The sequence below is a fragment of the Clostridium sp. MCC328 genome, from assembly GCF_018785465.1.
GTDB lineage: Bacteria > Bacillota > Clostridia > Lachnospirales > Lachnospiraceae > Pilosibacter > Pilosibacter fragilis.
In genome coordinates this window covers 99774-113948 of sequence record NZ_WQPW01000141.1, presented here as the reverse complement: position 1 = coordinate 113948, position 14175 = coordinate 99774, and the positions used below count along the sequence as shown (strand labels likewise).

Here is a 14175-nt window from a genome sequence, read left to right as displayed (position 1 = left end):
AATATTTCTAATGTTTTCTGATAATCAGTTTGCGTGCTACATCGATCGGAATGACCATAAATGCCAAGATCAGACAGATCATCCAGGAATGGACACTCAGCCGTTCTACACTCAGTACTTCTCCACCGAATGTCACGAACACGAACTGCATCAGGAAGATTGCTCCCATGACAAGCAGGAAGTTTTTATTTCGTCCGATGTGCTCAAACGGGTTGATGTGCTCGGTTCTGGCATTGAAGCCATTGAAGGTAATTGCCATCATAAAGGTTGCAAACAGCGCAGATTTTAAATATGTCACATCCACATCGCCGAACAGATTCCGTACTGCCGGGACAAAAAGGATAGACAGACAGATGCCGGTGATATACAGGGCTCCGATCAGAATCTCCGTCATCATATTTTTGGTGATGATGCTTTCTTTTCTCGGAATCGGGCGGTCTTTCATATACTCTTCCAGCGCAGGCTCGCTTCCGAACGCGATCGCTGCCAGAGTATCCATGGCAAGGTTGATCATGAGCAGCTGGGTAACAGTTAAAATAGTATTTTCTCCAAGCAGAGGTCCGATAAAGCAGGTCAGGACAGCCGCTACGTTAACGGTCAGCTGGAAGATCAGGAACTTACGAATGCTCTTAAACATGGTGCGGCCATAAAGGATTGCTTTCTTGATGGAAGCGAAGTTATCGTCCAGAATGGTGATGTCACCCGCTTCTTTTGCTACTTCCGTGCCGCTTCCCATTGCGAAGCCTACATCTGCTTTCTTTAAAGCTGGAGAATCGTTGACGCCGTCACCGGTCATTCCAACAACTTCATCCAGTTCCTGAGCCAGTTTGACCAGACGGCTCTTATCCGTCGGCAGAGCTCTGGATACCACGCGCAGATGCGGCAGCAGAGCTTTCATTTCCTCATCGCTCTTCTCAGCCATTTCCGCAGATGTCAGGGCGATATCATCCGGATCCACAAGGAGTCCGGCTTCCTTTGCGATTGCAACAGCCGTTTCTTTTCGGTCTCCGGTTACCATAACAACCTGAATTCCGGCGCGCTGCACTTCGCGGATCGCATCTTTTGCTTCCATACGGACGTTATCACGGATACTGATAACGCACACCAGGGTCAAAGCACCTTCATCAGAATCACCGTTCCGTTTTGCCACGGCAAGCAGGCGCATGGAACGTTCAGCCTGTTCGTTCATATAGGTATCCAGATAACCGCGCTCTTTTAATTCTTTTTCTGTTCCGTTTTCATCCAGATATTTGTCGCAGCGCTCCAGGATCTTTTCCGGCGCGCCCTTGATATAGGTAACAGCCTGTCCGTTGCCACCGATCGTAACACTGGAATATTTCTTTGCGGAATCAAAGGAATTAAATTTAATGACATTTTCCTTATCCGCAAACTCAGTCTGCTTCGCATCAAGCAGGAAGGACATCAGCGCACGGTCCGTGCTGTTTCCGCCAATGACGGCATTATCAGAAATCGTGGCGCTGTTATTGATACCGATGCCGGTGACAATATCTTTTTTCAGAACATCCCCAACTTCTGACAGTTTTTTGAACTGCTTCACATCACCAGTGGCCATTTCCGTAACAGTCAGTTTGCCTTCTGTAATCGTACCGGTCTTATCACTGAAAAGAATGCTTAAGCTGCCTGCTGTTTCCAGGCCGTTGATCTTATGTACCAGAACATTATCTTTGATCATCCGGATGCTCTGGAAGGAAGACAGGATGGATGTTAATGACGGTAAGCCTTCCGGTACCGCGCATACAATGATGGTCACGGAAGTGGAAACGGCTGCGACAATTAAGAACATCCATGCGTGCCAGTTTTCCGGCATGTGTCCGGTCAGTACATTCTGCAGAATGATTGCAATCATAATACCGCAGGCGCCAACATAACCAAACTGGGAAATCTGTTTTGCAAGTTTGGCCAGTTTTACCTGTAACGGAGTCTGCCGGCTCTCCTCCTGCACTTCCAGTGCCAGCTGTCCAAACAGTGTCTGGTCGCCGACAACCTGTACATACATGTGGGCTTCGCCGCCGCACACAACAGTACCGCGGTATGCGTAGTATTTGTTTAACAGGTCTTTGGTGTCAAAAGACTCCCCGTTTTTGCGGGGCTCTTTGGTCGCTTCTTCGGTCTCGCCGTTTAAAGCTGCCTGATCCACTTTAATGCTGCCGTCAAGGATGATACCGTCTGCAGGAATTTTATCTCCGGCCTGCAGATATACGATATCTCCAGTCACTACATCGCTGACATGGATTTCCTTCATGTTGCCATCACGCAGTACCTTTGTTTTTTCCTTGGCAAGCTCCGCTTCTTTTAAGGCAGCTGCCTTTTTCTGCTGTTTGTTTTCACTGATGGATGAGACACCGTTGGAAAGAATGATGGCAATCACAATCCCAACCGGTTCATACCAGTCTGCTTCCCCCATGAAAAACATGACGATTTCCACAACCAGTGCCACCAAAAGGATCATGATCATCGGTTCCCTGAACCCTTCCATAATCTTTTTCCAGAGAGATTCCGGCGGAATCTGCGTAAGGGCGTTGCTGCCGTTCGTTTTCCGGCTTTCTTCCACTTCTTTTTCTGTTAATCCTTTGAGATCTGACATATTGTTTTTTCCTTTCTTATTTTTGATGTAAGAATTATGGATGTGATTTTGCAAAAATTGGTCAGAACAGGAAAATCCCCTTCCGAGAGGGAAGGGGATCCTGTTGAATCTATTATTTCTTTGTCTGTACAACACCGTTTACGGTCCACTGACCCTTTTCATTGACGGTATAGCCGTCCGGGGTTGTGGTTCCCTTATACAAGCGCCCACGTTTTCCGTCGGAAACCTCCTGGAAGTAATAGCATTCGGATACGCCGTCTCCGTTATCGTCAATCCAGGTCCAACCGGTGAGCATACGTCCAAGGGTGTTATCGGATACCGGGTTCAGATAGAAGACATCTCCGTTTGCGTCGGTGTACCAGCCGGTGGTCATAACGGAGTCCCTTCCGAAATGGAACCAGTCAAACTGAGACTGTCCCTTGGAAGTATCCGCATACGGATTCAGGATTGCGCCCCACTCATCCGTGTAGGTATGGTCAGTGGAGAAGAACCAGCGTCCCACGTTATCGCGGAGCCATGTACCGCCCTTGACTACATAGCCAGGCAGATTCGGTCCGGTTGCGTTTTTGGTTCCACCCGGTGTGGTAGATTTGGTGGAACCGCCACCGCCGCCACCACCACTGTGGGAACCGCCGCCTCCGCCTCCGCCGGAAGTGGTATAGGTGTTATCCACGTACTTGATGTTTAATTTCACGTTGCACTGATCGGCCATGCGTCCGTCCATGGAAGAAGCGGAAATCACAATAGCGCCGGAAGTGATCGCGTTGTTTGTGCTAGTCCAAGCATGCTTTAAAGCTTCCTTGATAAGTGCATGTGCATCACTTGAGAACTTACTGCCCTGTGCCTGTACCACTTTGCCGTTTGTATCCTTATCGGTCGGCAGTACCAGGGCCAGATGTCCGTTCTGATCTACAGATAACAGACCTGCGTCAGAAGTTGTCCACTTGAGGCCGTTCTCATTCGGGTTCGCGGAGTTTAAGACTGCAGACAGATCCGCTGCGGTTGCTCCGGTCACAGTGTAAGTCGGGTAGCTGCGGTTTCCGGTTGCGGTAATGGTTACGTCCATGTTCTTCGTATTCTCGGACATTTCCACATCCTCATACTGGAAGTTTACGGTTACATTGGCATGGTCTTTGGTTCCCATATCGCTGTTTGCCGCGATTGCTGCTACCTTCTTCTGGCCGCTGAACTGGTGTTTTGCAACGATATCAAGCTGCCACTGTGCGTCCACAACAGGCTGGATGTTTCCTGCATCATCCACGGTCAGGATACCGCTGTCTTCACTCTGCCAGGTTACCTTGTTGCTCTTTCCAGGCTCCACAAACGCTTTCGCATTAATCTTGCGGATATCGTTTCCGCTCCATACATAAGACGGATTGTTGGTTCTGGAAGTCTGGGTCATGATCAGGTTATAGGTTTCCGCAGTCTTATCCACGATGACCTTATCATAGCGGAAGTTTACCGTAATCTGGCATGTATCTGCAGTTGCTCCGGTGGTCGGGTGCTTTGCGGTTACGGTCACGGTTCTGCTGCCGGAATGAGTATCCTCATTGTAATCCTGTGCTTTTGCAATCATATCCGCAATCCAGGTATCCTTATTGACGCTGACGCGGCCGTCTGCATCCACAGTCACAATATCCGGATCGGAAGTTTCCCATACAGGAGTAACATCCAGACCGCTTTCATCGGAAATGTGTGCTTTCAGCTGAATCTTATCATCTCCGGTCCAATGGGACTTCACACTGTTGGTGCGGGAATCATCCGTGTACACCACATCAAAGGTTTCCTCGTTGGACTCCAGTACAGATTTATCGTAACGGAAGTTGATGGTTACCTTGTAGCTGTCGGATGTTGTCTTGCCGTCTACGGACTTGGTTGCAGTTACTACGCCGCTGACGCTGCCGCTTGTCTTGCCGGAGGCGATCACGTTATCCCACAGACCCTTGATCGGTACCAGATATCCATCCTTGTCTACTTTGCAGTAGTCCTTGATGTCTCCAGACAGTTCATATACAGCGTCGTCCGCCTTGACACCCTGGCTGGAATATGTGGTGTTGGAAAGCTTTGCGATACCATAGGACCATTTTCTGGTTCCCGGATTGTTAATGCTGTAGTTACCCTGAGTTGCCACAACACCGAGTGTGATCTGGCGATCCTTTACGGAAGCCTTTGCGGTATCGTAAGTATTTTCCGGTGTGGAAGCAGTGATCACATCCGGGGATGCCTCGTATCCTTCCGGCAGCGCGGAAACGGTTGCTGCGTCCATATCAACGCCGTCATAACGGAAGTTCACGGTTACCGGAACCTCGGAAACGGAAGAGCCGTTTGTGGTCTTTGCCTGTACCTTTACGGATACGCTTCCGCTGTTTCCGCTCTTGCGGTTTGTCATGATGTCCTTAATCCACTGTGCTCCCGTCTTGGCGGTAACGCTCTTGGTGTTCTTGTTGTCGGTATCTGACAGGGTAAGGATGGTGGTATTTACACTTCCGTCTTCATTCAGTACGGTAAAGCCTGGGACCTCACTGGTACCGGTTGCTGTTGCGGTTACGGTCTGCGGGTCGGTTCCGCTCCATCCTCCTGTTTCATTCACATCGGTGCCTGCCAGGCTGGTGCGTACGTTCTGGGTATAAACCAGATCAAAGTCCAGGTTCTCCTCGTCGCTGCTCATGGAGCCTGCGGTAAAGGTGACACGAATCGGTACATAATCTACCTTGCTGTTGTCGCGGGTGGACGTTGCGACCGCATTCAAGGTGACAGTCACGCCATTTAAGTTGCCTTTGGAGATCTGATCCTGAATCCACGGAGAGTATGCCATATCGGAAGAATCACCGCTCTCACCGTATCCGCGAACCGTAATCTGCCCGCTTACCGGGTCGATATCAAGTACATCATACGGGTCAAGGTTCGGCTGTGCGGTAATATCGCCATTCTGTAAGGACCAGCGCACCTGGTTGTCGTACGGAGTATGCACACCGTCTGCCGGATCGTAAACCGGGGAAACGGTTGCAGACAGCACCTCGCCGATACCGCCGGAAAGCTTGCTGTTTAAGCCGTTGGATACGGAATAGAGATTTCTTGCGGTTACGTCGGTTTTGGAATTACCCTTAAAGGTATAGATCACACTGTAATCTTTGACATTGCTCTTATTGTTGATCTCCACCTTTGCCGGCATGATCTCGGTCTCGTCCACAGTCTTAAAGTTGACGGTTACAAGGCAGGTGTCGGTTGCGGAGTTATTGTTCGCGTCCTTACCGGTTACCTTGATGAACTTCTGCATGGAATAATCCTTCTGCGGAATCTTTTTGTTTTCTTTTGTGTATTTACTGTCCTCGGTATCCGCGAGGTTCTTGATCCACGCATTATCGCAGGCGGAATCATGAACGCCCTTTAAGAATACTGCAGCATCTTTATAAGCGTTATCGCCGGTTCCGGTTACGGACACCTGGAGCGTGCCATCATCCTGTTTGTCACGGTCGCTGTCAACCGGTGACGCTTTTGCCTCAGCAGTCATTTCGCCACTTTCATCCAGATCATTTTCCTTTACCGCAGTCATATACCATGCTACATCCTGGTTGCTGAAATAGGACGGGTTGAAGGTAACGCCGAGTGCCGCGGTTGCCTCATCAGCGGAATCCGGACTTTCATTGTTGACCGTGTATTTGACGGTCGGATTTTTGCGGTCGCCGCTTAAAGTACGCACTACGTTGTAAGTGATCTTGTTTCTGGTCAGTGCCGCACCGGTGACGGATACGGAAGTCTGATCATCCACATTAAACTTAATGTCAACGTCAGTGTAGCCGATCGGAGGATTGGTTTTGTCCTCGGAATCATCGACCTGTGCTTTGGCACTGATAACGGAATGATACCAGTACGGAGATTTTGTGGACATATTGTCCTTGTAACCGCCGTCCTTCTGCTTATCCGCAAGCTCTTTTGCCTTATCTGCGATGGCGGAATCGGACAGGTTGAGGGTAAAATACGCTCTCTTTCCGTTGGTCAGTCCGCTTTCCACGGTCATGTTGGAAAGGATGTCGTTTGCTTCATCGTTGCTGGTGGACCAGCTTAAATTGAATTTATCGTTGTCCGCGCCGTTTACCAGGGAATTTAAGAAGAAACGGTCTTCCTGGTTTACATGCTCGGTGCCGTCCGGGTCCACGGTCATGATGACACGGTTCTCCCAGCGATTACCCTTTGCATCGGTAATGATGGAAGCGGAACCGTCTACGTCTTTGTTACCGTTATAAGCGGTTACCATGTACTTGATGGTCGGTTTTTCACGGCTTCCGGTACGCTGCTGGGTTACCTCGAACACGATTTTGGATGGGCTTAACGCAACAGCCTGCGATACCTGCTTATAGATAGCGCCAAGGGTTACGTCAGAATCCGGCATGGTGAAGTAATAGCCGGCGCCTTCGGTGATACCCTCTTTCACGGTATCGTCGGAATATACATAGAACTCGTCGTGCTTATGGTAATTGATGTACGGGTTATTTGCCTGGGTCTTATCCATCTGGAAGTATCCGGTGCCGTCTGACAGGGCCTGGAAAGATACATATACCTTATCGCCCGGTGCAAATGCACCCAGATCCTCGCTGGTCACATGCGGTTTATAGGAACCACTGATGTAAGCACTGATGTTCGCTGCCTTCGTGCCGCTTACGTGCGGGTCTTCGATCGTCAGAAGGAAACCTCTGGTCGGTTTACCCTGTGCATCCGCAGTAAAGTGGTTGATGGTATCAATGTTTCCATTCGGGTCTTCCTCACGGATCTTTAAGATTCCATCCTCCAACTCCTTATAGAAGTACTGTTCACCGCTGGTTACATTATCGCCGGACACGATAGTATAGTAATTGTCGCCCGTATGCCAATAACCGATATGGGCATCCTTTCCGAATTTGCCGTCATCCGCCACGCGGGAGCCGCAGATACCGGTATCGGCCTTTGTCTTGGTATCCGCGAACAGATACGCAAGATCGCCGTCAGCGCCATAGGTAAAGCCTGCGTTGTTGACGCGGGTTCCGATGAATGCTGCGGAATAGTTATTGGTGGAAGTCGGAATCAGTGCGGTTGCGGAGAAACAGGCTACCTTTACATGACCGTAGCAGTAACCGCCGACGATACCGCCGACTGCATAAGAGTTATTGGAGCCGATCTCGCCGTCGTGCACCTCGGTATTGTAAATATCGGAATGGTCGATTGCACCGGCAACGCCGCCGACGTACGCTCCGTTACCGTAAATATGGTTTCCGGAACCGGTATTGGTGCTGACGTAGGTATCGATAATGGAAGTGTTGGCTGCAAAACCGACAATACCACCCACACAGGAGTGGCCATTTAAAAACTCGGAGGTGAAAGTGACTGCTTCATTCGTGTAAGCCGCCACCTTATCCGCCTTACAATCCTCGATGATGGTGTTGCGATCGCCGGACTGCGTAGTGCTAGACTCCGCAAAGCCCACAAGACCGCCGACATAGCCCTTTCCTTTTACGACACCACTGACGGTACAGTTCTTAATGGTAGCATCCACCACATGTCCTGCAAGGATGCCTGCGTAGTCGCTGCCCTCAAGCGTATTGCGGCTGGTGTCGATGGACAGGTTGGTAATGGTTGCACCGGAGCCAACTTCACCGAAGAAACCGACAGCTTCCTGTTCCTGGATTTCTGCTACCATGGATGATGTAATGCCAAGCGTGGTATTAGCTTTGAAACCAAGGTTCCTGATGTTTGCCCCGTCTTCCGCTGTAATATGGCCATGGAACGCCACGGCATCACCGCCGCTGTTTCTCTGGAAACCTACCGGGATCCAAGAACCGTTCAGATCATAAGTACCATGCTCGATACGGTAGAAAGTATCCTCATTATGCAGGTTCTGTGCAATATTTGCCGCAAAGAAGCGGAGGTCTTCCACGGAATCGATGATGTACGGGCTTTCCTCAGTACCGTTACCGTGCTGATACAGGTCTGCACCTGCTCCGTAGTTATCCGGCCAGAGAGAACCGATTGCGGACAGAGTGGAAACGCCGCGCAGCATGTAAAGATTTAACACGAAGTTGTATGCGTCCTCTGTGTCCGCATGCTCGATCCAGTCCTGGATGATGTCGTTCTTATAGGAACGAATCTCGCCGTCCTCATTTCTGACAACCGCATTTTCCTCAAACCAATCCCAGAACTCATCACTGCCCTCTTCGCCACCGAAGGCAACGTATTCTTTTTCTGCGTCTGAAGCAGTGGCTACGCTGCTTTTTGCGATTGTGGCGTGCCATGCGAGGATTGCAGCTTTTGCATCCTCAGAAGTAAGATCTACATTTCCCTCCTCATCTTTATCGGTAAACAGGGAATCCATCCATGCCCAGAATGCAGAGGTACCGAATACCGGATAATCCGATTTCTTCTGTGTGCTGTCCGCAATCTCAACGTCAGCTATGATCTCTTCCGCATCGGACGGAGTCGCTTCTTCCTCATCTGGAAGAATATCACCATCTGCGATCAGGACATCTTCATCGTCCGGGTCCGCATCGCTTGGTGTTGCTTTTCCGGAGTCTGTCACATCTGCCGCTTCGCTCAGCTCCTTTGCAAAGACCTGAACAGCAGGTGCTGCCGCTGGCGCGGCCATGGACGCACTTAATGCTGCGGCCACGTAACGGCTGATTGCTCTCTTTCTCATAATAAATTCTCCTTTCACAGGCCTTTACCAGCCCGAATCTTTTTGACAGCGTAATTATGGAATTCTTTTTTGTAAAATTGGTAATAAAAAAGTACCGGCAGGATGATTCCTACCGGCACTTACAAGTCAGCTTCCCTGATACATTGCATACATCGGACGGATGCCGATATCACATAAATCATTGTTTTTGGTTGCTTTTACGGATCTCGGCTCAATGGCTCCGGTCTTTAAGTTGACGGTATAAACCATATCGTCTGTTCTGTATTCCGGAGTTCTCAGCCAATAAGAGCCGCAGTATTTTGTGATAATGCTTTCTGCATTATTTTCATTGGAATGATCCACTTTCCAAAGGTAATCTTTCATGGAAAGTGCCTCTTCCAGGGATGGGATGAAAAATCCCGAATAGAGTACCTGTGGGTTGGAACGGGCGTAACGTGAGAATGACTTCGCCGTCACACTGTCAAACAACCCTGTCGCGGAACTTCCGGTGTATTCATTCTTGATTCCGATATTCATGCGTACCAGATTATCTGTATCCGGGTTATTGGCTGTCAGCCATTCATGGATTGCGGAGTATTTATAGTTGTTCGTGCTTCCGAAGAATCTAGTTGACTGTGTGCCATCCGCTTCGTCAAACCCGAGTCCTTCATTGGACGGAATCACGGTGTCACAGAGGAACAGTGCCATGCTCTTGTCCGTAGAGGACTTATCCATATAGTTTTCATCCACGCAGCGGAACAGATAAAGTTTTCCGTTGATTTCACGTGCCTGCAGGTCGCCGACATTCCAGTGTTCCTCTTCCGCTTTCTGGTTTTCACCGGAACGATTCAGGAGGATGACCGGATGTGCTTCATAAGCAGATGCTTTTTCTTTGGAAACGGTTGTGCCATTTGTCAGGATTACTTCCGTATCTGAGTCTCCCTTTGTTAAGTAAATGCCTTCTGGGAAATCAAACTTGTTTTCTGCCTCTTCCCGGTAGTGATCATATTCTTCTTTGGTAAGAATGGAAACCGCATTCCCGTCGATCGAATTTAAGTTCAGACGGTTGGAAAGGCCATCCGCAAAGGCATCATCCAGGAACTGCTGAAGCATTGAGGATGTGTATGCTGCACTGTCGGCTGTTGTATAAGTTCCATACAGGTCGCTTCCGACTCCTTCGGATGCGATGAAGAGCATTTTCCCTGTACCGTTATAATCTGTGTCGATACAGGTAAAAGTATATTTCTTTGTGCCGAAGCCAAGAGAACCGGAATCCCAGGTTACTGCAATCGCATCTCCCAGGTTCTGCGATAACTGGACACCGCATGCGTCGCAACGTCCGTCATGGTCTTTATCTTTGTGCCCGGTGGCTGGGACCAGCACGGTCACTTCCTCGCCGCATTTGGCACATCGTACTGTATGGGAGGCTGTCGTTAAACAGTTGCCGCTCAGATCTTCCACGGCTTCCCAGTCATGCGTGCAGGCATTCTGTTCCCACTTACGGTAATAACGCACACGTGAAACGGTATAGGTTACGCCATCCAGTGTAAAGGTATCCACGACCTCATTGGAATATCCAGCGAGCCGGTATGCTGACATGGTGGCGCTGACTTCCGCCGTGGAGGTGTCGTATCCACGTCCGATTACATAGTATTCATGCTGGGAAGAATCATTGGTATGGGAAGCGAAATCATTTAAAATGCGGTTGAAACCCGTATTGTCTTCCACAATAAATTCTTCCTTTTTATTTACGTATGTTTTGTGGTAACGGACTGTCAGCTCATTTGCATCCATGGCACTCAGGACAAAATTCTTCGGGGATGTTTCGTCCGCTTCCCAACGGTTTCCGTCCGAATCCTGGAAAGATGACGGGAAATATACCGGGAAGTCAATACTTGAATTTCCCTTTACAAAAGCCGCATATCCGCTGTACGGATCAAACAGGTCATTGTCATCTTCGTCTACGATCCTGACTGTATATCCGCGCTTATTGTAATCCGATGATGTACCGCCGTTCGGTTTTTCATACTGGGCTGTTTGCGTTTTTCCGTCCGCATCCAGGGTAAAGGAACCAAGGTTTTCGGACGGAATATTCCATCCAGGGATATCTAGTGCTCCAATTTCTACCGTGGAATCTTTCGCTCCCATGCCGAACTGCAGTCCAATATCATTCCAGGAATTCTTTTCACGGTATGCGACAAAGAAATGGTACGGGGTCGTGCCGTAAAAGGTATCCTTCTTTTCCTGTGCCTTTGTTGTCCACTCATCCAGTTTGGTTTCAGATGTTTCTCCTGCCACATAGCGGATCACATACTGCTGGTATGTAGTCTGATCCGTATACTCGATATACGGTGACTGTGTCACGGCGCGGTATGTTACACCGTCTTTTTCAATGGTATCCGGATAGTCAAAACGCAGGCGGTCTCCTTTTACGGTAAAACCGCTGACGTTCGGCAGCAGCTGATTTCCATTATCATCCACAAAAAGGGCCAGCCATTCATATCCGTCATATTTCCCGGTGCTCGGATTTTTCTCCGGTCCCGGGAATTTGTTTCTTTTTAAAATCACTTCCACGGTGTTGCCGTCATCGGAAATTACATGATAGTTTCCGGATGTCTGTGCAAATCCATAGCTGTCCGAAGTATTCATATACGGGATCTGATCTCCTACATGCCCGATTCCAGTTGTGATTCCGAGCACGGAGCCGGTGTCTTCCGCCACGTATTTGATCGTGTATTTCCTTTCCGTATCGATCTCTTCTTGCTGTCCGGTCAGTTTGAATTCGATCGTAAAAATATTTGCTGCGCGGTCACTGACCGTAAAAATCTGCGGGCTGTCACCGATAGCGGTCCAGGTTCTTCCCTGCGCATCGTTGTAGACTTTGGCAAAATAATAAGGAAGTTTTTCACCCAATGTCCATGTTCCGGTCACATCGTTCATGACCATAGTATCGTTATCCCCATACGCACGGAACCGGATCGTATACGGAACCTCTTTTTTTACATCCGGCTTTTCCACAATTTTCTTATAATAAAGATAGATTGTGTTGTTGGATTCATTGGAAGAGATTGTGGCACTTTCTGGCAGTTCCCCGGCGGCTTCGTATCCGTCCGGGCAGATCCCGGCAAGGCTTACACTTTCTCCGGTATTTCCAGGAATTGTCTTCGTTTCAATGTCCGCCATTGTGTCGATGTCACGGCACACAACAGTCAGAGAACTGTTTGCGGTTTTCTTGTAACGGAGCGTAAAATTGTTTGCGCCATCCCTGGTTACGGTAATCTTTGCATCATCATCCAGTTCGTAGCCTTCCACATCATAAGAAGTTTTTACTGTGACCGGCTCATCCCCAACGGTGACGGTGCCGTGGAACACTTTTAATTCTGTCCCGTTTTCATCCACACAGGTCACGGTATATTTCACATCCTCGAAGTCCTCGTCTTCTCCTGTACGGATGAGATAGACCTTGAACATATTTTTACCGGTCCCCACTGTAAAGTGATAGCTGTCTGCATAACGGTATCCGTCAAAGTCCACGGACGGGATAATTTCTTCGTCCTCCTTAGCGGTACCGGTTTCTTTCATCAGGATTTCCCCAGTGTCGCGGTCGATATAGGATACGACGTAGGAGTATTCTTCCTTGTCCGCATTACTGTCTGTTGCTTTATGGTCGTCATCCACTTTATTTTTCCGGAACCGGATTACTGCTTCCGCACCGTTTTTGTCCACTTTCAGAGCGGAACGGTCCGTGATGCATGTATATCCGTCAAATGTTTTCTTTGGAATGGTGACGGAAGAACCTTTAACAGCGTTTCCGGATACAAGCTCCAGAATATTACCCGCTTCATCTTCATATCGGATCGTATAGGAACAGCTCTCTTCCTTCCGGTTAAAATAAAGCCGGATTACCATGCCGTCTCCGGTTACCGTGAAAGTCGGGGTATTGCCGGCAGCAGCCGTATATCCTTCCACGGAATTTCCTACGGATACTGTTTTTCCTTTTTTTTCACGGCCGGTGACGGCATTTAACGTATGGCCATCCTCGCTATCAATATAAAGCACAGTGTATGCACATTCGCTGCTTTCATCCGTGTTTCCGTTGTCTTTGTCACCATGGTCTGGCTGCCCTGCGGATTTTTTATAGGTCATCAGGAATGTAGCACCATCCTGTGTGACTTTCTGCGATCCGGGCTGGCCTTCGATGAACTCATATCCGTCAAACTGACGGGTGGCTATGGTAATGAAGGAATTGCGGACCGTTTCCCCTTCCGTGGTGGCCAGAAGATTGCCTTCCGTATCCAAATAACGTACCACGTAGGAATAATATACGGTTTTTGAAGAGGAACCACTTCCGGAACTGCTTCCGCCGCCACCGCCACCTCCACCGCCGGAGCTGCGCTTAACTGTTGCTGTCTGACCGGTTGCACTTCCGCCGGGTGATTTTGTGATGATGCCCTTTCCGGATACATATACTGCTTTCCCGTTTTCCATCCACTGTCCGTCGGCGTTTACAACGAAGCCGTCCGGAGTCGTGGTATTCGCATACATCTTTCCCTCCGCATCGAACAGATAGCAGTATCCATCAATCCACTGCCATTTTGATACCAGGGCACCTCCGAACGTGCCATCATGGACGGTATTAAAAAAATACCAGATGCCGTTAATCTGTTTCCAGCCGGAAAAGATCATTCCGTCATCATTAATATAGTATTTTTTCTTATCCGCAGGATCCGTGAACCATCCGCCCGGCTGTTTGGTACCGTCATCACGGACGTAGGACCACTGATTTTGCGGGGTTGAGACCCATGTACCTGCAAAAGATGTCATACACTGACTGGCGGCCAGCGCCAGCACCAGCGGTTTCACCATCTTTTTCTTTCTGATTCGCATTTTCCTTTCTCCTTTCTGTGATTTTTTTAATTATGTGTGC

Annotated in this window: 3 protein-coding genes; all 3 read right to left on the bottom strand. The window is 49.1% G+C overall.

Annotated features, from left to right (window positions below; all coding sequences use genetic code 11):
- Window positions 1-7: 7 nt before the first annotated feature.
- On the bottom strand, window positions 8-2605 hold the full coding sequence (locus tag GPK83_RS16330) for a calcium-translocating P-type ATPase, PMCA-type (RefSeq protein WP_215705307.1): 2598 nt from the start codon (window positions 2603-2605) through the stop codon (window positions 8-10).
- A gap of 112 nt (window positions 2606-2717) precedes the next feature.
- On the bottom strand, window positions 2718-9269 hold the full coding sequence (locus GPK83_RS16325) for a hypothetical protein (RefSeq protein WP_215705306.1): 6552 nt from the start codon (window positions 9267-9269) through the stop codon (window positions 2718-2720).
- 126 nt (window positions 9270-9395) lie between these two features.
- Complete coding sequence (locus GPK83_RS16320) at window positions 9396-14135, bottom strand: hypothetical protein (RefSeq protein ID WP_215705305.1); 4740 nt, start codon at window positions 14133-14135, stop codon at window positions 9396-9398.
- Window positions 14136-14175: the final 40 nt, after the last annotated feature.